The organism is Streptomyces sp. R11, from assembly GCF_041051905.1.
In the GTDB taxonomy this organism is placed as follows: Bacteria; Actinomycetota; Actinomycetes; order Streptomycetales; family Streptomycetaceae; genus Streptomyces.
Map to the genome: position 1 here is coordinate 6637928 of NZ_CP163432.1, position 21712 is coordinate 6659639.

Here is a 21712-nt window from a genome sequence, read left to right on the forward strand (position 1 = left end):
CCGACGCGCGCACACACATGGAAGCAGTCCCGCGCCCCTTGATGTCTCTCCCGTCCCCCACGTTGCGAACGAGGTATGTCCATGCGCGCATCCCGCCCGTCCAGACGAACCGTCCTCGCCGGCACCGCGGCCGCCGCCGCGCTCACCGCCCTTCCGCCCCTCGCGGGGCAGGCGTCCGCCGCCGAGCCCGCTGCCGGCCAGGCGTACCGCTGGCGCAACGCCGTCATGGGCGGCACCGGCTTCGTCACCGGCGTTCTCTTCCACCCTGCCGTCCGCGGCCTGGCCTACGCCCGCACCGACATCGGCGGTGCCTACCGCTGGGACGACCGCGCCGCCCGCTGGACCCCGCTGACCGACCACCTCGGCTGGGACGACTGGAACCTGCTCGGCGTCGAGGCCGTCGCCGTCGACCCCGCCCACCCCGACCGCCTCTACCTCGCCCTCGGCACCTACGCCCAGTCCTGGGCCTCCAACGGCGCCGTCCTGCGCTCCGACGACCGCGGCGCCACCTGGACCCGCACCGACCTCACCGTGAAGCTCGGCGCGAACGAGGACGGGCGGGGCACGGGGGAGCGCCTCCTCGTCGACCCGCGGGACAGCGACACCCTGTGGCTGGGCACCCGGCACGACGGACTGCTCAAGTCCACCGACCGGGGCGCCACCTGGGAGGCCGTCACCGGATTCCCTGCTTCCCCGAGTGCCACCGGACAAGGCGTCACCCTCCTCGTCGCCGCCGGCCGCACCCTCTACGCCGGCTGGGGCGACGGCGACGGCACGGCTGCGACCAAGAACCTGTACCGGACCGGCGACGGCACCGAGTGGGAGGCCGTGCCGGGGCAGCCCACCGGCACCGCCGCCAAGGTCCCGATCCGCGCCGCGTACGACCGTCACCACCATGAGCTGTACGTGACGTACGCCGACGCGCCCGGCCCCAACGGCCAGTCCGACGGCAGCGTGCACAAACTGTGCACCCTCAACGGGAAGTGGACCGAGGTCACGCCCGTGCAGCCCGGCGGGACCACGAGCGACGGGTCGGCCGACACCTTCGGGTACGGCGGCGCCGCCGTCGACGCACGCCGCCCCGGCACGATCGCGGTCTCCACCAACAACCGGTGGGCAGACATCGACACCGTGTACCGGACCACCGACGGCGGTCGCACCTGGACGTCGTTGAAGGACACGGCCGTCATCGACGTCACCGAGACGCCGTACCTCAAGTGGGGTGCCGAGCAGCCCAAGTTCGGTTGGTGGATCCAGGCGGTCGCCCTGGACCCGTACGACTCCCGGCACCTCGTGTACGGCACCGGCGCGACCCTCTACGGCACGCGCGACCTGACGCACTGGGCCCCGCAGATCCGGGGCCTGGAGGAGACGTCCGTACGGCAGCTGATCTCGCCGCCGGCCGGGAGGGCGCACCTGATCAGCGGCAACGGGGACATCGGTGTGATGTACCACGAGTCGCTCACGGCCTCCCCGTCGCGCGGCATGGCCGCCAACCCCGTGTTCGGCACCTCCACCGGGCTCGCGCAGGCCACGGCCAGGCCGTCGTACGTCGTGCGTTCCGGCTGGGGCGACAACGGCAACGGCGCCCACTCGAACGACGGCGGGCAGACCTGGGAGCCCTTCGCGACACAGCCCGCCATCGCCGAGGAGGCGCCGGGACCGATCGCCACCAACGCCGACGGCAGCGTGCTGTTGTGGTCCTTCGTGCACTGGGACGGCACCCCCTACCCGGCCCGGCGCTCCGCCGACAACGGCGTCACCTGGGCCGAGGTCACCTCCTTCCCGAAGGGAGCCACCCCGGTCGCGGACCCCGTCGACCCGAGCACCTTCTACGCCTTCGACACCGCCACCGGCACGCTCCACGCCAGCACCGACGGCGGTCTGACCTTCACCGCGCGGGCCGGCGGACTGAACTCCGGTGACAAGGAGTTCCAGTTGGCCGTGGCGCCCGGCCGGTCCGGTGACCTGTGGCTGAGCCTCAAGTGGAACGGGTTGTACCGCTCCACCGACGGCGGCGCGACCTTCACCGAGGTCGGCAGCTGCTGGGCCTCGTACACCCTCGGCTTCGGCAAGGCCGCCCAGGGCGCCCCCTACCCGGCGGTCTACATGGTCGGCTCCACCGAGAGCACCACCGCCGTGTACCGCTCCGACGACGAGGCGAAGACCTGGGTGCGGATCAACGACGACCGGCACCAATGGGGCTGGACCGGCGCGGCCGTCACCGGCGACCCACGCGTCCACGGCCGGGTCTACCTCGCCACCAACGGCCGGGGCGTCCAGTACGGGGAGCCCGTCTGATGCCCGGCATGAGCGACGCCACCCGCGGCAGCATCCTCTTCGGCGGCGACTACAACCCCGAGCAGTGGCCCGAGGAGACCTGGCACGAGGACGTCCGCCTGATGAAGGAGGCCGGGGTCAACTCGGTCACCCTCGGCGTGTTCTCCTGGGCCGGACTCGAACCGCGCCCAGGGGTGCGGGAGTTCGGCCGGCTGGACCGGCTGATGGACCTGATGCACCACAACGGCATCGGCGTAGTCCTCGCCACCCCCACCTCCTCGCCTCCGCCCTGGATGGGCCGGCTGCACCCCGAGACCCTGCCGCGCGACGAGGACGGCCGCACCGAGTGGTGGGGCTCCCGCCAGCACTTCTCCCACTCCAGCGCGACGTACCGCCGCTACGCCGCCGCCATCACCGAGGACCTCGCCGCCCGCTACGCCGGTCACCCGGCCCTGCGGATGTGGCACATCAACAACGAGTACTGCACCTATGACTGGGGCGCCGAGGCCGAGGCCGCCTTCCGCCGCTGGCTCCAGGACAGGTACGGCACGCTCGACGCCCTCAACGAGGCCTGGGGCACCGCCTTCTGGAGTCAGGGATACGGCGACTGGTACGAGGTCCTGCCGCCGCGCCGCGCGCATTACATGAAGAACCCCACGCAGGTTCTCGACTTCAAGCGTTTCACGTCCGACGCGCTGCTGGAGTGCTACCTCGCCGAGCGCGACATCGTCGCCCGGCACAGCCCGGACATCCCGGTGACGACCAACTTCATGCCGTTCTGGGAGGGGCAGGACGCCTGGCAGTGGGTCGAGCGGGAGGACGTCGTCTCGGTCGACATCTACCCGGATCCGCGCGATCCGTTCGGCGGGCAGTACGGCGCGCTCATCCATGACATGACCCGCTCGCAGGCCCGCGGCGGCCCTTGGACGGTCATGGAGCAGGCGGCCGGGCCGGTCAACTGGCGCGGGGTCAACCACCCCAAGCCCGCCGGACTCAACCGCCTGTGGTCCCTCCAGGCCGTGGCCCGCGGCGCCGACGCCGTGTGCTATTTCCAGTGGCGGCAGTCCCGGCAGGGCTCGGAGAAGTTCCACTCGGGGATGGTCAGCCACGCGGGCGAGCACGGCCGTACGTACCAGGAGGTCAAGCGGATCGGCGCCGAACTGGCGCTGCTGGGCGAGAAGGTGGCCGACACCCGGGTCGAGGCCGCCGAGGTCGCCGTACTCCTCGACTGGAACGCCTGGTGGGCGAGTCGGCAGGACGGCCGGCTGTCCTGCGAGGTCGACTACCCGCAGGTCGTCCGTGCCTGGCACCGCGCCCTCTGGGAGGCGCACACCGTCGCGGACTTCGCCCACCCCGAGCACGACCTGTCCGCCTACAAGCTGGTCGTCGTCCCCCAGCTGTACCTGATGACGGACGCGGCCATCGACCACCTCGTGGCCTACGTCGACAACGGCGGCACCCTCGTCGCCGGCTTCCAGACCGGCGTCGCCGACGAGGACGACCGCGTCCGCCCCGGCGGCATGGACGTACGGCTGCGCGAGCTGTTCGGCATCCGCACGCTGCACGAATGGTGGCCGCTCGACGCGGGGGAGCAGGCCGACGTCGAGGGCTTCCACGGCACCCTGTGGTCCGAGGAGATCGAGGCGGCGGACGACGTGGACGCCGTGACGCCCTACAAGGGCGGCGAGCTGGACGGACTGCCCGCCGTCCTGCGCAAGGGGCGCGCCTGGTACGTCTCCACCCTCCCCGAGCCGCACGCGCTGCGCACACTGCTCGCCGGCATCGCGACGGGGGCGGGTGTACGACCGACACTCACCGGACTTCCGGCAGGAGTGGAGGCGGTACGACGGGGCGGGCTGCTGTTCCTTCTGAACCACGGGCGCGACGCGGCCACCGTGCCCGTGCCCGGCCGCCACCGCGACCTGCTGACCGGCACGGACGTCACCGACTCGGTGGAGCTGGGGCGGTACGGGGTCGCCGTACTGGAGGCCGCCTCATGAGCGGGCCGGTGCACGGCACCTGGGAGCCCGCTCCCGCCACCCGCTGGGAGGACGCCTTCCTGAGCGGGAACGGCCGACACGGCGTCATGGCGTTCGGCGATCCGAACGCCGACCGGGTCATCGTCAACCACCACACCCTGGTCCGCCCCAACGGGGCCGAACACGCCCGTCCGCCCGCCCTCGCCGCCGACCTTCCGCACCTCCAGGACCGGCTGCTCGCCGGGGACGTCACCGCAGCCGAGCACTTCACCGACGGGCGCGGGCTGCAGTGGGTACAGCCCTTCCACCCCGCCTTCCAGCTGCGACTGCGCCGCCCGGCCGTCGCGGAGCACGGCGACTACCGCCGCCGGGTCGACTTCACCACCGGCGTCTGCACGGCCGAGGGCGGCGGTTGGCGGAGCCAGGTCTTCGTCTCCCGCGCCGACGACGTCATCGTCCAGCACGTCACCGAACCCGGTCTCACGGTCGACGTCACCCTGGATCACCAACTTCCGGGCGCCCCACACGGCTTGGCGGTCGGGCACAGTGCCGTCCTCACCCCCGAGGGCGCGCTCCTCACCCTGCGCGCCCGTTACCCCGGCAGTGACCGCGCGTACACCGGAGTCACCCTCGCCGTGGTCACAGGCGGCGGCACCCGCACCTCACTGCCGGGCCTGCGCATCCAGAACGCCCGTTCGCTGCTGCTCCTCACCCGCGTCCGGCGCCACACCGGAGAGCTGGACGCCCTCGCCGAGGCACATGCGCTGCGCGCCCTGCTGCCCGACGGCGACGAGGACCCGTACGACCGCCTCCTCACCGGCCACACCGATCTGCACCGCCCCGCCTACCTCCGCGCCGGGCTCGACCTCGGCGCCCGCGCCGACGAACGGGCCCTTCCCGGCTCGGACCTGCTGAGCCGCCCGAAGAGCCCCGCCCTCCTGGAACGCCTCTTCGCGGCCGGCCGCTACCACCTCCTCTCCGCCTCCGGAGTGCTGCCGCCCCGGCTGACCGGCCTGTGGACCGGCGACTGGAACACGGCCTGGTCGGGCGCGTTCACCACCGACGCCAACCTCAACCTCCAGACCGCGTCGGCCGCCGCGGCGGCCCTCCCGGAGGTGACCGAGGCCCATGCCGCCCTCGTCCACGGCCAGTTGGACCACTGGCGGGACAACGCCCGAGCGATCTTCGGCAGCCGTGGCGTCGTAGCTCCCGCCCACACCGACGGCGAGTCCGGGCACATCTACCACTTCAGCCGCGAATACCCCCTGCACCTGTGGACAGCGGGCGCCGACTGGCTGCTCAAGCCGCTCGTCGACCACGACGAGACCCGCGGCGAGCGTGACCCGCGCACGGCCGCCGCCCTCACCGAAGTCGCCCGGTTCTACGAGGACTTCCTCACCCGCACCGACAGCGACGGCCGCCTGATCGTCGTCCCCTCATACTCACCCGAGAACCGCCCGGCGAACGCGAGCTGGGGCACTCTCAACGCCGCCATGGACCTGTCGGCCGCCCGCCACGCCCTGCTGACGGCGGCCGACCACCACTCCGGCACCCCGGACGCCGACCGCTGGCGCGCCCTCGCCGAGCGCCTCCCTCCGCACCGGATCAACGCCGACGGTGCCCTCGCCGAATGGGCCTGGCCCGGCCTGCAGGACACCTACGACCACCGCCACCTCAGCCACCTCTACGGTGTCTGGCCGCTCGACGAGATCACCCCGTACGACACGCCGGACCTCGCGACGGCCGCCCACCGCGCACTCGAACTGCGCGGCACCGAGAACGACTCCGCGCACGGCCATCTCCACCACGCCCTCGTCGCGGCCCGCCTCAGGGACGGTGAGCGGGTCGCCCAGGCCCTCGACCAGGTCCTGGGCGGCGACTTCTTCCACGCCTCCCTGATGAGCGCCCACTACCCGGACCGCGACGTCTACAACGCGGACGCCGCGCACACGCTGCCCGCCGTACTGATCGAGATGCTCGTGCAGTCGACCCCGCACCGGCTGGTCCTGCTGCCCGCGCTGCCGCCCACCCTCCCCGAGGGCCGGCTTCGGGGTGTGCGCACCCGGTTCGGCGCGGAGGTCGACCTGACCTGGACGCCCGAGGGAGCCATCGCGGTCCTGAAGCCGTCCCGCACCGTCCGTATCGAACTCCGGACTTCCTCCGGCAACGGCGACGCACGACCGCTCGACCTCGTCGCCGGAGAAGACCACGTCCTCGGCCTCGGGGCGTGGTAACCCCCGCAACTCCCCCCACCCATGGAAAGGGACACCATGGCAAAGACCGCACTGCGCAAGATCAGCATGGCCGTGCTGGCCCCGGCGATGGCCCTCGGCGCCACCGTCGGCCTCGCCTCCGCCCCCGCCTCGGCCGCCGTCTGGAACTCCTGCGACCAGTGGGGCAACACCAGCCTGAACGGCTACACGCTCTACAACAACATCTGGGGCTCAGGCGCCGGCAGCCAGTGCATCTGGGCCAACTCCGGTACCAACTGGGGCGTCTGGGCCAATCACCCGGGCACCGGCGGCATCAAGTCCTACCCCAACTCCAAGAAGGTGATCAACAAGACGATCGCCTCCCTCGGCTCGCTCACCAGCAGCTACAACGTCACCGTTCCGTCGTCCGGCGCGTACAACACGTCGTACGACATCTGGGACACCGACTACGACTACGAGATCATGCTCTGGGTCAACTACAACGGTGCCGTCGGCCCGCTCGGCACCTCGCAGGGCAACGTCACGCTCGGCGGTCACACCTGGACCGTCTACAAGGGCAGCAACGGCGCGAACGAGGTCTTCTCGTTCCTGCGGACGTCCGACTCCACCTCGGGCAGCGTGGACATCAAGCCGATCCTCAGCTGGATCGCCAACACCAAGGGCTGGATGTCCAGCAGCGAGACCATCGGTGACGTGCAGTTCGGCTACGAGATCACCTCGTCGTCCGGCGGGCTCGACTTCGCCACCAACAACCTGACCGTCAGCAGCAGCTGACCTGTCAGCAGGGCCGGGGCCGGTCCGCGTCCCGCCTCAGGCGCGGTCGACCTCGGCCCGCAGCACGTTGTAGTCCGCGAAGGCGTCCTCGACCTCGGCGCGGGTCAGGCCGTAGCGGGCCAGGTCGTAGCGGTGCGGCCGGGTGCCCTTCGGGCGGGCGACGGCACCGGCCAGCCGGGCGGCCTCGGCGTCGGTCCAGCGGGCGCCGACCGCGTCGTAGAGCTTCGGGGCACCCGTGGCGGGCTCGGCGCCGAGCCAGGAGTACGGGGCGTCCACCACCGCCTCGCGGGGGAGGGCGGCACGGGCAGCGAGGCCGCGTCGCATGGCACGGCTCAGCAGGCCGGACCAGGTGGCGCCGATGCCGTGCAGGTCGAGGGGGCGGGTGCTGACGGCCATGCCGTGCTCGATCAGGCTGCAGAAGGAGGCCACGGCGGTCACCGGATCGCGGTGGCACCACACGATCGTGGCGTCCGGGAACACCGCGTGCAGAGCGTCGAGGTTGCCCAGGTGCAGCGGGGACTTGAGGATCCAGCGACGCCTCGGACGGCCGTACTGCAGGACCTGGAACACCTGCTTGAGGTACCGGTAGTCGTCGGTGAAGTCCCGCGCGCGGTACCACTGCACGTACTCCGGTAGCAGCACCTGCGACAGCGGCATCAGGGCGTGCGGCAAGGCGAAGGTGCACTCCTCCGGTCCCTCGGCGGCCATCGCGTGGATGTCGCGGAAGCGCGGTGCGAACAGGTTGGTTCCCTGGACCATGCGGCGGCCCGCCGTGACCGCCTTCCGGCGCTCGCGGGGCGACGGCTCCAGGCCGGGGGTGAGGAGCTCCCACAGCAGGGGACCGCGGTGCTCGGGCGAGAGCGACAGCACGGAGTGCGTCACCGTGGTCGCGGTGCGGGGCAGGCCCACGACGAAGACCGGCTTCTCGATCGGTTCCCGCTCGATCTCCGGGTGCTCGGCGATCAGCCCACGCACCCGCGCTCGGTTGGCGAGATGCCGGCGCACGAAGACCTGCGCGGACTGCCAGCCGACCGGTGTGAGGTTCTCGGCCTTGGCCCACCAGCCCAGCAGCAACCGGAAGTCGTCGACGAACTGCCGGTCCCCCTTCGCCTCTCCCGTCTCCACGACGATCCGGTCGAAGACCCGGTCGGGACCGCGACGGGATCCGAAGCCCGGCCGCAGCAGCTGGTTGGCGAGAGTGAGGGCGAGCGGAGGCGAGGACACGCCGCGACTCTATCCCGATGAACTGACGTGCTGGAAAGGCCAGTTGGGCAAGAGGCCGAGGGGGTGACCGGTAGACCTCCACCGTCCGGCCACCCCCTCCGGCACGGCTACTCCGCTACGGGCAGCCGTGCCCCGTCCCGCAGAAACAGCGGGATGCGGTCCAGCGGGGCGTCGACCGTCACGGTCGCACCGCCCTCGTACGCCTCCCCGGTCCACGCGTCCGTCCAGCGCGCGCCCGCCGGGAGGTACGTCGTCCACGTCGTCGCGCCCGCCGTCAGCACCGGGGCGACCAGCAGGTCGCGGCCGAAGAGGTAGGCGTCGTCGACCGACCAGGCCGCCGGGTCGTCCGGGAACTCCAGGAACAGCGGCCGCATCACCGGCAGGCCCTCCTCGTGGGCCTCGCGCATGACCTCCAGGACGTACGGCTTGAGGCGCTCGCGCAGCCGCAGGTACTTCTCCAGGATCGGGGCGGCCTGCTCGCCGTACGACCACACCTCGTTCGGGCCGCCGGTCATCTCCGGGCCGAGCGGCGTGCCCGGGTCGCGGAAGCCGTGCAGCCGCATCAGCGGGGACAGCGCGCCGAACTGGAACCAGCGGACCATGACCTCGCGGTACGCCGGGTCGTCCGGATCGCCGCCGTGGAAGCCGCCGATGTCCGTGTTCCACCAGGGGATGCCGGACAGCGCGGTGTTGAGGCCGGCGGCGAGCTGGCGGCGCAGGGTCGCGAAGTCGGTGCCGATGTCGCCGGACCACAGGGCGGCTCCGTAGCGCTGACTGCCCGCCCACGCCGAGCGGTTGAGGGTGATGACCTCCTCGCCCTGCGCCCGCAGGCCCTCGTGGAAGGTGCGGGAGTTCTCGGCCGGATAGCTGTTGCCGACCTCCAGGCCCGGACCCGTCCAGTAGCGCAGGTTCTCCTGGAAGCCCGGCTTCAGCTCCGGCTCGCAGGCGTCCAGCCAGAAGGCCGTGATGCCGTACGGAACAAGGTAGTTGTCGCGCACCTTCGACCACACGAATTCACGCGCGTCCGGGTTCGTGGCGTCGTAGAAGGCCACCTGGACCGTGGAGGCCACCTCCTTGTCGGGCCAGTCGGCGTGTGCCATCGGGCCGTACTGGGTGCCGATGAAGTAGCCGCGCTGCTCCATCACGGCGTGGTTCTCGCTCAGCGGCGACACCGACGGCCAGACGCTGACCACCAACTTGACGCCCAGTTCCTCCAGTTCACGGACCATGGCCGCCGGGTCGGGCCACTCCGCCGGATCGAACTTCCAGTCGCCGAGGTGCGTCCAGTGGAAGAAGTCGCAGACGATCGCCGACAGGGGCAGGCCCCGGCGCTTGTACTCCCGCGCCACCGAGAGGAGTTCGTCCTGCGTGCGATAGCGCAGCTTGCACTGCCAGAAGCCCGCCGCCCACTCCGGCAGCATCGGCGTACGGCCCGTCACCGCGCTGTAGCGCCGCTGGCCGTCGGCCGGGCCGCCGGCGGTGATCCAGTAGTCGATCTGCCGGGCCGAGTCGGCGACCCACCGGGTGCCGTTGTGCGCGAGCTCCACGCGGCCGATCGCCGGGTTGTTCCACAGCAGGGTGTAGCCGCGGCTGGAGGACAGCACCGGGATGCCGACCTCGGCGTTGCGCTGGACGAGGTCGAGGACCAGGCCCTTCTGGTCGAACCGCCCGTGCTGGTGCTGGCCCAGGCCGTACAGCTTCTCGTCGTCGTACGCGGCGAAGCGCTGCTCCAGGCGATGGTGGCCGGTGCCGACAGCGGTGTAGAGACGCGGGCCGGGCCACCAGAAGTGGGCGCGTGCCTCTGCGAGGAGCTCGGTGGAGTCCTCGGTGCGCAGGAAGCGGATCAGGCCCTCGGCGTCGACCTCGACGGTCAGCCCGCCGACCGTCAGCCTGCCCAGCCCGTCCTCGATCTTGACTGCGGACTCGGTGGGCGGGGCGGCCTCCAGGAGCGCGCCCGGCAGTCCGTCGAGGACCGGGCCGCCCAGCCGGGCACGTACCCGGACCGCGTCCGGACCCCACGGCTCGACGCGTACGGTCTCCTGGCGGCCGCTCCACTCCAGCGCGCCGTCCCGTTCGCGGAACGTGCCGACGGTCGGGGACGACTGCGCGAGGCTGACCGTGCCTGGCTGGGGCTGGTTTTCGGCATGCTGATTCACGAGGTGTGCTCCTCAGGAGGGCAGCGAGTGCAGACATGGCGGTGCCCGGCGAGGGCACGGCGGTGAAGCGGTCGGTGGGGCGGCGGGGCCGCCTGTCAGCGGGCGGCGGACGGCGCCGGGCCCGTGCTCGCCCGGACCGTCAACTCGGGCGCGATCAGCAGGACTTCGTCGCTGCCGCGCCCGTCGAGCTTGGCGGCCAGCTGCTCCACGGCGTGCCGGCCCATCTCCTGCGCGGGAATGGAGACGGATGTCAGCCGCACCGAGGCCTGGGTGGCCACCTGGTCGGGGCAGATGCCGATGACCGACACGTCCTCGGGCACGGCACGGCCCTGCTGGCGCAGCAGGGCGAGCAGCGGCTCGACCGCCGACTCGTTCTGCACGACGAACCCGGTGGTGCCGGGGCGTTCGTCGAGAATGCGGGCGAGGGTGACGGCCATCGCGTCGTACCCGCCCTCGCACGGCCGGTGCAGCAGCCGGAGCCCCAACTCCTGGGAACGCAGCCGCAGTCCGTCGAGGGTGCGCTCCGCGAAACCGGTGTGCCGTTCATAGACGGCCGGCGCCTCGCCGATGACAGCGATGTCGCGATGCCCCAGCGTCGCCAGATGCTCCACGCACAGCGCGCCGGTCGCCTTGAAGTCGAGGTCGACGCAGGTCAGCCCGGAGGTGTCGGCGGGCAGCCCGATCAGTACGGACGGCTGGTCGGTGCCGCGCAGCAGCGGCAGCCGCTCGTCGTCCAGCTGGACGTCCATCAGGATCATCGCGTCGGCGAGCCCGCTGCCGGTGACGCGGCGCACCGCGTCGGGGCCCTCCTCGCCGGTCAGCAGCAGCACGTCGTAGCCGTGCGTGCGGGCCGTGGTGGCCACCGCGATGGCGATCTCCATCATCACCGGCACATACATGTCGGTGCGCAGCGGGATCATCAGCGCGATGATGTTCGACCTGCTGCTGGCAAGGGCACGGGCTCCCGCGTTCGGGTGGTAGCCGAGTTCGCGGATGCTCTGCTCGACCCGGTGCCGGGTGGTCGTGGAGATGGACCGCTTGCCACTGAGGACATAGCTCACCGTGCTCGCCGAGACTCCGGCGTGCTGGGCGACCTCGGCGAGGGTGACCATCCAGCTCTCCAAGCTCTTGTGAAGCGCTTCGACAGTGCGCCGATGCGTACGGGGGGCGGTGTGAGGGTGATTTGACACTAGCTCTGGCGAGGCCGGGTGTCCATAGGTTGTCGAAGCGCTTCGACAGCTTTTCTCTCCAGGGGCACCGTCCCCCGGACGGCCCTGTCGCCGCAACATCTCTGACCGCGCCCTTTCCCGGGGTGCCGACTGTCTGGACACCGAGGCGTACTCCGTCAACATCGGCTGAACGGACGCGCGCAGGGTGGTGGCCCCGCCCGTAATCGGGTACATACGATCGGGTAGCACCCGTCGGTAACCAAACGGCCCATGATCCCGATTCACGGCGAGGTGAGCCTCATGTCCGCAGCACCCACGAAGCCCACTGTCACTGAGCGTGAGGCACGTCAGGTGGCGGAGGAGGCCCGGCAGCAGGACTGGCGCAAGCCCAGCTTCGCCAAGGAACTGTTCCTGGGCCGCTTCCGCCTCGACCTCATCCACCCCCACCCGATGCCCACCGACGAGGCCGCCCAGCGCGGCGAGGAGTTCCTCGCCAAGCTCCGCGACTTCGTCGAGACGAAGGTCGACGGCGCCCTCATCGAGCGCGAGTCCCGCATCCCCGACGACGTGATCGACGGGCTGAAGGAAATCGGCGCCTTCGGCATGAAGATCGACACCAAGTACGGCGGGCTCGGCCTCGGCCAGGTCTACTACAACAAGGCCCTCACCCTGGCCGGCTCGGCGTCCCCCGCGATCGGCGTGCTGCTCTCCGCCCATCAGTCGATCGGCGTACCGCAGCCGCTCAAATTGTTCGGCACCCCGGAGCAGAAGGAACGGTTCCTGCCGCGCTGCGCCCGCACCGACATCAGCGCCTTCCTGCTGACCGAGCCCGACGTGGGCTCCGACCCGGCGCGCCTGGCCACCTCCGCCGTACCCGACGGGGACGACTACGTCCTCGACGGGGTCAAGCTGTGGACGACCAACGGCGTGGTCGCCGACCTCCTCGTCGTCATGGCCCGGGTGCCGAAGTCCGAGGGCCACAAGGGCGGCATCACCGCCTTCGTGGTGGAGACCAACTCGCCGGGCATCACCGTCGAGAACCGCAACGCCTTCATGGGCCTGCGCGGCATCGAGAACGGCGTCACCCGCTTCCACCAGGTCCGCGTCCCCGCCGCCAACCGCATCGGCCCCGAGGGCGCCGGCCTGAAGATCGCGCTCACCACGCTGAACACCGGACGGCTGTCCCTGCCCGCGTCCTGCGTCGCCGCCGGCAAGTGGTGCCTGAAGATCGCCCGCGAATGGTCCGCGGCCCGCGAGCAGTGGGGCAAGCCGCTCGCCCACCACGAGGCCGTCGGCTCGAAGATCTCCTTCATCGCGGCCACCACCTTCGCCCTGGAGGCCGTCACCGACCTCGCCTCGCAGATGGCCGACGAGGACCGCAACGACATCCGCATCGAAGGCGCCCTCGCCAAGCTCTACGCCTCCGAGATGGCCTGGACGATCGCCGACGAACTGATCCAGATCCGCGGCGGCCGCGGCTTCGAGACGGCCGAGTCGCTCAGGGCCCGCGGCGAGCGCCCGGTCGCCGCCGAGCAGGTCCTGCGCGACCTGCGCATCAACCGCATCTTCGAGGGCTCGACGGAGATCATGCACCTGCTGATCGCCCGCGAGGCCGTCGACGCCCACCTGTCGGTCGCCGGTGACCTCATCGACCCCGACAAGTCCCTCCAGGACAAGGCGAAGGCAGGCGCGAACGCCGGCGTCTTCTACGCCAAGTGGCTGCCGAAGCTGGTCGCCGGCCAGGGGCAACTGCCGTATTCGTACGGTGAGTTCAAACGCGGCGTCGACCTCTCCCCGCACCTTCGCTACGTCGAACGCACGTCCCGCAAACTCGCCCGCTCCACCTTCTACGGCATGTCCCGCTGGCAGGGCCGCATGGAGACCAAGCAGGGCTTCCTGGGCCGGGTCGTCGACATCGGCGCCGAGCTGTTCGCCATGAGCGCCGTCTGTGTCCGCGCCGAGCACCTGCGCGGCCAGGGCGAGCACGGCCGCGAGGCCTACCAACTCGCCGACGCCTTCTGCCAGCAGGCCCGCCTGCGGATCGAGGAACTCTTCGGCCGCCTGTGGTCCAACACCGACGACCTCGACCGCAAGGTCGTCAAGGGCGTGATGTCGGGCACGTACGAGTGGCTGGAGCAGGGCATCGTCGACCCGTCGGACGACGGCGCCCCCTGGATCGCCGACGCGACGCCGGGCCCGAGCGAGCGGGAGAACGTGCACCGGCCGATCAGGTGACGTCCTGGTGAGGGGTCACCGCCCGCAGTGACCCCTCACCATCCTGTTACCCGCCTGAGGGGGACGCCCTGTCCTCCCTGTCAGTCCGTCCGGCCACAATGGGGGAATGAGCGACAGTCCAGCCCCACTCGCCGACCCGCATCTGGTCTACGACCCCGTAGCGGGCGACGGCCCCAAGGACGTGGTGATCCTCGGCTCCACCGGCTCGATCGGCACCCAGGCCATCGACCTCGTGCTGCGCAACCCCGACCGGTTCCGGGTCACCGCCCTGTCCGCCAACGGCGGCCGGGTCGCCCTCCTCGCCGAGCAGGCGTACCGGCTGAAGGCGCGGACCGTCGCGGTCGCCCGCGAGGACGTCGTACCGGCGCTGCGCGAGGCCCTGAAGGCCCAGTACGGCACGGGGGAGCCGCTCCCCGAGATCCTCGCGGGACCGGAGGCGGCCACCCAGGTCGCCGCATCCGACTGCCACACCGTCCTGAACGGCATCACCGGCTCCATCGGCCTCGCCCCCACCCTCGCCGCCCTGGAGGCGGGCCGCACGCTCGCGCTCGCCAACAAGGAGTCCCTGATCGTCGGCGGCCCGCTGGTCAAGGCGCTCGCCAAACCCGGGCAGATCATCCCGGTCGACTCCGAGCACGCGGCCCTGTTCCAGGCGCTGGCGTCCGGGACGAGGGCAGACGTACGGAAGCTGGTCGTCACGGCGTCCGGGGGGCCGTTCCGGGGCCGTTCGAAGGCGGATCTGGCCCAAGTGACCGTGGAGGACGCCCTCGCCCACCCCACCTGGGCCATGGGCCCGGTCATCACGATCAACTCCGCGACCCTCGTCAACAAGGGCCTGGAGGTCATCGAGGCGCACCTCCTCTACGACATTTCCTTCGACCGCATTGAGGTGGTCGTGCATCCCCAGTCGTATGTTCACTCGATGGTTGAGTTCACCGACGGTTCCACGATCGCGCAGGCGACGCCCCCCGACATGCGCGGGCCGATCGCCATCGGCCTCGGCTGGCCGGAGCGCATCCCGGACGCCGCGCCGACGTTCGACTGGAGCAAGGCGTCGACGTGGGAGTTCTTCCCGCTCGACAACGACGCGTTCCCCTCGGTCAACCTGGCGCGTCACGTGGGCGAGCTCGCGGGCACGGCACCGGCGGTGTTCAATGCGGCAAACGAGGAGTGCGTGGAGGCCTTCCGGGCCGGCGCACTGCCGTTCAACGGGATCATGGAGACCGTGACCCGGGTGGTGGAGGAGCACGGCACCCCGCGCGGGGGAACTTCGCTCACCGTCGCGGACGTCCTCGAAGCGGAGACCTGGGCCCGCAGGCGGGCACAGGAACTGGCGGCACACACGGCGGAGGCCCGTGCATGACGACCCTGATGTTCATCCTCGGCATAGTGCTGTTCGCGGTCGGGCTGCTCGCCTCGATCGCCTGGCACGAGCTGGGCCACCTGTCCACGGCCAAGCTGTTCGGCATCCGCGTGCCGCAGTACATGGTCGGCTTCGGCCCCACCATCTGGTCGCGGAACAAGGGCGAAACCGAGTACGGCATCAAGGCGATCCCGTTCGGTGGCTACATCCGCATGATCGGCATGTTCCCGCCGGGACCGGACGGCCGCCTGGAGGCCCGCTCCACATCCCCCTGGCGCGGCATGATCGAGGACGCCCGCTCGGCCGCGTTCGAGGAGCTCAAGCCGGGTGACGAGACCCGCCTCTTCTACACGCGCAAGCCGTGGAAGCGGGTCATCGTGATGTTCGCGGGCCCCTTCATGAACCTCATCCTCGCGGTGGCGCTGTTCCTCACCGTGCTGATGGGCTTCGGCATCCAGCAGCAGACGACCACGGTCAGCTCGGTCTCCCAGTGCGTCATCGCGCAGACCGAGAAGCGCGAGGACTGCAAGGCGTCCGACGACAAGTCCCCGGCCGCGGCGGCCGGCATGAAGGCCGGCGACAAGATCGTCTCCTTCGGCGGGGTACGGACCGAGGACTGGAACGCCCTCTCCGACCTCATCCGCGAAAGCGCCGGCAAGGACGTCCCGATCGTCGTCGACCGCAAGGGCGAGGAACTGACACTGCACGCGAAGATCGCCACCAACTGGGTCGTGAAGAAGGACGCGAGCGGGGCCTACGTCAAGGACGACTACGTCCAAGCCGGCTTCCTCGGCTTCAGCGCCGCCACCGGCGTCGTCAAACAGGACTTCGGCGACTCGGTGACCTGGATGAGCGACCGGGTCGGCGAGGCCGTCGACTCCCTCATCGCCCTGCCCTCCAAGGTCCCCGCCCTGTGGGACGCCGCCTTCGGCGACGGCGAGCGCGAACCGGACTCCCCGATGGGCATCGTGGGCGCGGCGAGGGTGAGCGGTGAGATCGCGACGCTGGACATCCCGGCCTCGCAGCAGTTGGCCACGTTCGTCTTCCTCCTGGCCGGCTTCAACCTCTCCCTCTTCCTCTTCAACATGCTCCCGCTGCTGCCGCTCGACGGCGGCCATATCGCGGGCGCCCTGTGGGAGTCGCTGCGCCGCAACACGGCGAAGGTGCTGCGCCGCCCCGATCCCGGTCCGTTCGATGTGGCGAAGCTGATGCCGGTGGCCTACGTGGTGGCCGGGATCTTCGTCTGCTTCACGCTGCTCGTGCTGGTGGCGGACGTGGTTAACCCAGTCAGAATCTCCTAGTCACATGGAGTTCGAGGCGGCCCGGGATCGTATGTCCCGGGCCGCCTTCCATTGAGTGGGTTTACGGGCTGTGATGTGCTGGGTTGAGCCCTCGTGCCGTAATCTCGAAGCCTGGAGCCCGCTGCTGACGGGACCGGATCTTGATCCACGACTTGGGGTTGCACAGCAGATGACTGCGATTTCTCTCGGCATGCCGTCCGTTCCGACCAGGCTCGCCGAGCGCCGGCGGAGCCGCCAGATCCAGGTCGGCACCGTGGCGGTCGGCGGAGACGCGCCGGTCTCGGTCCAGTCGATGACGACGACGCGTACGTCCGACATCGGCGCCACTCTCCAGCAGATCGCGGAGCTCACGGCCTCCGGCTGCCAGATCGTGCGCGTGGCCTGCCCGACGCAGGACGACGCCGACGCCCTCGCGACGATCGCCCGCAAGTCCCAGATCCCGGTGATCGCGGACATCCACTTCCAGCCGAAGTACGTGTTCGCGGCGATCGAGGCCGGCTGTGCGGCGGTCCGTGTGAACCCGGGCAACATCAAGCAGTTCGACGACAAGGTCAAGGAGATCGCGCGGGCCGCGAAGGACCACGGCACCCCGATCCGCATCGGCGTCAACGCCGGCTCGCTGGACCGCCGTCTGCTCCAGAAGTACGGCAAGGCCACGCCCGAGGCGCTCGCCGAGTCGGCCCTGTGGGAGGCGTCCCTCTTCGAGGAGCACGACTTCCGCGACATCAAGATCTCGGTCAAGCACAACGACCCGGTCGTGATGGTCGAGGCCTACCGGCAGCTGGCCGCCCAGTGCGACTACCCCCTCCACCTCGGTGTGACGGAGGCGGGCCCGGCCTTCCAGGGCACGATCAAGTCGGCCGTGGCCTTCGGCGCCCTGCTCTCCCAGGGCATCGGCGACACCATCCGCGTGTCCCTCTCGGCCCCGCCGGTCGAGGAGGTCAAGGTCGGCAACCAGATCCTGGAGTCCCTGAACCTCAGGCAGCGCGGCCTGGAGATCGTCTCCTGCCCGTCCTGCGGCCGCGCCCAGGTCGACGTCTACAAGCTCGCCGAGGAGGTCACGGCAGGCCTCACGGGCATGGAGGTTCCGCTCCGCGTAGCCGTCATGGGCTGCGTCGTGAACGGCCCCGGCGAGGCCCGCGAGGCCGACCTCGGTGTCGCCTCCGGCAACGGCAAGGGCCAGATCTTCGTCAAGGGCGAGGTCATCAAGACCGTCCCCGAGTCCAAGATCGTCGAGACCCTCATCGAGGAGGCCATGAAGCTGGCCGAACAGATGGAGGCGGACGGCGTGGCCAGCGGCGAGCCGTCGGTGGCGGTGGCGGGCTGAGAGGTTTCTCGCCCCCGCCGCCCCTACGCGTCCCGTCCCTGAGGGCCTGCGGCCTCCAGACCCCCGCTTCGGCCCTGAACGGGCCTCGTCCTCAAACGCCGGACGGCTTTGGGGGGCCGCGGGCCCCAGGGGCGCGGGGAACTGCGCGGCCAGCCCCCACCCACCCGCAGTCGCCATTCTCCCCAGCGCCCCGAGCTCATAGGCGCCCGGCCCAGCGGCGCAGCCAAGCGGCGGCGCGTCAAAGCTTCCGCAGGTACAGTGCGGGGACCAGCAGAACCCCAGCGTGAGGCCCCGTACGTGTTGACCCAGACCACCTCACGGGTGCTCGAACCGAGCGACCTGGACGCCGCGCTCGCCGTACTCGACCGCGAGCCGGTCACGAACGCCTTCGTGACGTCCCGCGTCCAGATCGCCGGCCTCGACCCGTGGCGCCTCGGCGGCGAGATGTGGGGCTGGTACGAGGGCGGCATGCTCACCTCCCTGTGCTACGCGGGCGCCAACCTCGTCCCGATCTGCGCGGGTCCACGAGCGGTACGGGCGTTCGCCGACCGGGCCCGGCGGGCAGGCCGCCGCTGCTCCTCCATCGTCGGCCCCGCCGACTCCACCGCCCAGCTCTGGCGCCTGCTGGAACCCAGCTGGGGTCCGGCCCGTGACGTCCGCGCCCACCAGCCCCTGATGGTCACCGACCGCTTGCCGACCGACATCGCTCCGGATCCGTACGTCCGCCGCATCCGCAAGGACGAGATGGAGACGATCATGCCGGCGTGCGTGGCGATGTTCACCGAGGAGGTCGGCGTCTCCCCGCTGGCCGGCGACGGCGGCCTCCTCTACCAGGCCCGGGTCGCCGAACTCGTCGGCTCCGGCCGTTCCTTCGCCCGCCTCGACCACAACGGCAAGGTCGTCTTCAAGGCCGAGATCGGCGCCGCGACGAGCAGGGCCTGCCAGATCCAGGGCGTCTGGGTGGCCCCCGAGTACCGGGGCCAGGGCCTGGCGGCCCCCGGCATGGCGGCGGTACTGCGCTACGCCCTGGCGGACGTCGCCCCGGTGGTGAGCCTCTACGTGAACGACTTCAACACGGCGGCGCGACGGACGTACCACAGGGTGGGCTTCCAGGAGACCGGCGCGTTCATGAGCGTCCTGTTCTGAGGGCCTTTGCGTCCGAGCAACGGCGCGACAACGCCCTTGGGGGCGCGGGGCCCTATCGATGTGCGGCTCCGCCGCGTGGGCGCGAGCAACCACGGATGCCGCACCCGGAATTCAGCGCGAACCCCCCTGTAGGCTCCCCACATGCGCCTTCCCGGTCACGCACACCGCCGCCAACCAGACGACATCGTGATCGGCCCCCTGGACCTCGCCACCCACGTCGACGAGGCCCTCGCAGTCCAAGCCGTGGCGTTCGGCCTCGGTCCCGACGAGGTGGCCGTACGCCGCCAGATCGTCCTGCGCCACATGACCTACCCGGGCGCAAGGGCCCTCGGCGCCACCAGCGGCGGGCGCCTCATCGGATTCGTCTACGGCATGCCGAACGACCGCACCCACTGGTGGTCCACGATCGTGGAGCCCTACCTCCGGGCCCAGGGCTGCGACGACTGGCTCGACCACTCCTTCGTCATCACGGAACTCCACGTCCACCCGGGCTACCAGAACCGCGGCGTCGGCCGTTCCCTGATCACCAGGATCACGGACGGCGCCGCCGAACCCCGCTCGATCCTGTCGGCGATCGACGTGGAAAGCCCGGCCCGCGGCCTCTACCGCTCCCTCGGCTATCAGGACCTCGCCCGCCAGGTCCTCTTCCCGAGCGCCCCGAAGCCGTACGCCGTGATGGGCGCCCCGCTCCCGCTCCGCCACCGCTAACCGATTTCCACCGCCCCGTCCCGCCCGGCTAACCTCCTGCCATAACCCTTACGCAGCAGGAGTACGGAAACCATGGCGAACGCACCGGTCCAGCGCATGTCCCAGTTGATGGCGAAGACGCTGCGCGACGACCCGGCGGACGCCGAGGTCCTCAGTCACAAGCTGCTCGTCCGCGCCGGCTACGTCCGCCGCACCGCGGCCGGCATCTGGTCGTGGCTGCCCCTCGGCAAGCGGGTCCTCGCCAACGTGGAGCGCATCGTCCGCGAGGAGATGGACGCCATCGGCGCCCAGGAAGTGCTGCTCCCCGCGCTGCTGCCGCGTGAGCCGTACGACGCGACGGGCCGCTGGGACGAGTACGGCCAGGAGCTGTTCCGCCTCAAGGACCGCAAGGGCGGCGACTACCTGCTCGGTCCGACCCACGAGGAGATCTTCACCCTGCTGGTGAAGGACCAGGCGTCCTCCTACAAGGACCTGCCGGTCATCCTCTACCAGATCCAGCACAAGTACCGCGACGAGGCCCGCCCGCGGGCCGGCATCCTGCGCGGCCGTGAGTTCCTGATGAAGGACTCCTACTCCTTCGACACCGACGACGAGGGCCTCGGCCAGTCCTACGCCCTGCACCGCCAGGCCTACCAGCGCGTCTTCGAGCGTCTCGGCCTCGACTACCGCATCTGCGCCGCCACCGCGGGCGCCATGGGCGGCTCGAAGTCCGAGGAGTTCCTCGCCCCGGCCGAGGCCGGCGAGGACACCTTCGCCGACTGTCCGAACTGCGACTTCGCGGCGAACACCGAGGCGATCACGTACGAGCTGAAGTCGGTGGACGCCGGCGACGTGCCCGCCCTCGAAGAGATCCCGACCCCCGACACCCCCACCATCGAGACCCTCGCCGCCCACCTCGGCGTCCAGGCGTCGGCCACGCTCAAGAACCTCCTCGTCAAGGTCGACGGCGAGATCGTCGCGGTCGGCGTGCCCGGTCACCGCGAGGTCGACATGGACAAGGTCGAGGCGCACTTCGCCCCCGCGGTCGTCGAGATGGTCACCGAGGCGGACTTCGCGGGGCGCCCGGACCTGGTCCGCGGCTACGTCGGCCCGCAGGGCCTGGGCGAGAAGGTCAAGTACCTCGCCGACCCGCGCGTGGCCCCCGGCACCTCCTGGATCACCGGCGCCAACAAGGAGGGCACGCACGCGAAGAACGTCGTCGCGGGCCGTGACTTCGAGGTCGACGAGTACGTCGACGTCGTGGTCGTCCAGGAGGGCGACCCGTGCCCGAAGTGCGGCACCGGCCTCAAGCTGGACCGCGCCATCGAGATCGGCCACATCTTCCAGCTGGGCCGCAAGTACGCGGATGCGCTGAAGCTCGACGTCCTCGGCCAGAACGGCAAGCCGGTCCGCGTGACCATGGGCTCCTACGGCATCGGCGTATCCCGCGCCGTCGCGGCCCTCGCCGAGCAGACCGCCGACGACAAGGGCCTGTGCTGGCCCGCCGAGGTCGCCCCGGCCGACGTGCACGTGGTCGCCGCCGGCAAGGCCCTGCAGACCGAACTCGCCCTCGACGTCTCCGAGAAGCTGTCCGCGGCCGGCCTGCGCGTCCTGTGCGACGACCGTGCGGGTGTCTCGCCGGGCGTCAAGTTCACGGACTCGGAACTGATCGGTGTACCGCAGATCCTGGTCGCCGGGCGGCGCGCCGCCGAGGGCGTCGTCGAGCTCAAGGACCGCAGGACGGGTGAGCGCGAGGAGCTGACGGTGGACGAGGCGATCGCGCGCCTGACGGCGTAACGCGACCCGGCAGAACCCCCGACCGTCCTTCGTCGTGCGACACAGCGTCACACGGCGGGGG

General features: G+C 70.9%; 14 protein-coding genes. 11 read left to right on the plus strand and 3 right to left on the minus strand.

All coding sequences use genetic code 11. The features are described 5' to 3' along the window. Nucleotides 1–81: 81 nt before the first annotated feature. The 4 genes from AB5J55_RS30720 to AB5J55_RS30735 are packed head-to-tail and all read left to right on the plus strand — an operon-like array spanning nt 82 to nt 7246. Nucleotides 82–2301, plus strand: coding sequence for a 1,4-beta-glucanase (locus tag AB5J55_RS30720; protein ID WP_369273730.1), 2220 nt, complete (start codon nt 82–84; stop codon nt 2299–2301). Then, complete coding sequence (locus AB5J55_RS30725; RefSeq protein WP_369273731.1) at nt 2301–4280, plus strand: beta-galactosidase; 1980 nt, start codon at nt 2301–2303, stop codon at nt 4278–4280. Before AB5J55_RS30720 ends, AB5J55_RS30725 begins: the two co-directional genes overlap by 1 nt. Beyond that, on the plus strand, nt 4277–6493 hold the full coding sequence (locus AB5J55_RS30730) for a glycoside hydrolase N-terminal domain-containing protein (protein ID WP_369273732.1): 2217 nt from the start codon (nt 4277–4279) through the stop codon (nt 6491–6493). Before AB5J55_RS30725 ends, AB5J55_RS30730 begins: the two co-directional genes overlap by 4 nt. Nucleotides 6494–6529: 36 nt before the next feature. Further along, nucleotides 6530–7246 carry a hypothetical protein gene (locus AB5J55_RS30735; RefSeq protein WP_369273733.1) on the plus strand — a complete coding sequence of 239 codons (717 nt, stop codon included), beginning with the start codon at nt 6530–6532 and terminating at the stop codon, nt 7244–7246. A 36-nt stretch (nt 7247–7282) separates the two neighbouring features. Here AB5J55_RS30735 and AB5J55_RS30740 read toward each other — a convergent pair whose 3' ends face one another. From AB5J55_RS30740 to AB5J55_RS30750, 3 genes are all read right to left on the minus strand, one after another. After that, entirely contained in the window at nt 7283–8470 is a 1188-nt protein-coding gene (locus tag AB5J55_RS30740; protein WP_369273734.1) for a sulfotransferase, read from the minus strand. A 107-nt stretch (nt 8471–8577) separates the two neighbouring features. Beyond that, complete coding sequence (locus tag AB5J55_RS30745) at nt 8578–10626, minus strand: TIM-barrel domain-containing protein (protein ID WP_369273735.1); 2049 nt, start codon at nt 10624–10626, stop codon at nt 8578–8580. A gap of 95 nt (nt 10627–10721) precedes the next feature. Further along, nucleotides 10722–11738 (minus strand): LacI family DNA-binding transcriptional regulator, encoded by a 1017-nt coding sequence (locus AB5J55_RS30750; RefSeq protein ID WP_369273736.1) that lies wholly within the window; start codon nt 11736–11738, stop codon nt 10722–10724. Nucleotides 11739–12095: 357 nt separating this feature from the next. Here AB5J55_RS30750 and AB5J55_RS30755 point away from each other — a divergent pair, with 357 nt between their 5' ends. The 7 genes from AB5J55_RS30755 to AB5J55_RS30785 all read left to right on the plus strand — a co-directional run bounded on the left by AB5J55_RS30755 (nt 12096) and on the right by AB5J55_RS30785 (nt 21651). Beyond that, entirely contained in the window at nt 12096–14030 is a 1935-nt protein-coding gene (locus tag AB5J55_RS30755) for an acyl-CoA dehydrogenase family protein (protein WP_362384056.1), read from the plus strand. 106 nt (nt 14031–14136) lie between these two features. Then, entirely contained in the window at nt 14137–15393 is a 1257-nt protein-coding gene (gene dxr, locus AB5J55_RS30760; protein ID WP_369273737.1) for a 1-deoxy-D-xylulose-5-phosphate reductoisomerase, read from the plus strand. Between the two features lie 8 nt (nt 15394–15401). Further along, nucleotides 15402–16694, plus strand: a complete 1293-nt coding sequence (locus tag AB5J55_RS30765; RefSeq protein ID WP_369276343.1) for an RIP metalloprotease — start codon at nt 15402–15404, stop codon at nt 16692–16694. A 169-nt stretch (nt 16695–16863) separates the two neighbouring features. Continuing rightward, nucleotides 16864–18021 carry a flavodoxin-dependent (E)-4-hydroxy-3-methylbut-2-enyl-diphosphate synthase gene (gene ispG, locus AB5J55_RS30770; protein WP_328422792.1) on the plus strand — a complete coding sequence of 386 codons (1158 nt, stop codon included), beginning with the start codon at nt 16864–16866 and terminating at the stop codon, nt 18019–18021. A gap of 297 nt (nt 18022–18318) precedes the next feature. After that, a complete protein-coding gene (locus AB5J55_RS30775) occupies nt 18319–19167 on the plus strand; it encodes a GNAT family N-acetyltransferase (protein ID WP_369273738.1) in 849 nt (282 codons plus the stop codon). Nucleotides 19168–19308: 141 nt separating this feature from the next. Further along, nucleotides 19309–19875 (plus strand): GNAT family N-acetyltransferase, encoded by a 567-nt coding sequence (locus AB5J55_RS30780; RefSeq protein WP_369273739.1) that lies wholly within the window; start codon nt 19309–19311, stop codon nt 19873–19875. Between the two features lie 72 nt (nt 19876–19947). Then, complete coding sequence (locus AB5J55_RS30785; protein WP_369273740.1) at nt 19948–21651, plus strand: proline--tRNA ligase; 1704 nt, start codon at nt 19948–19950, stop codon at nt 21649–21651. Nucleotides 21652–21712: the final 61 nt, after the last annotated feature.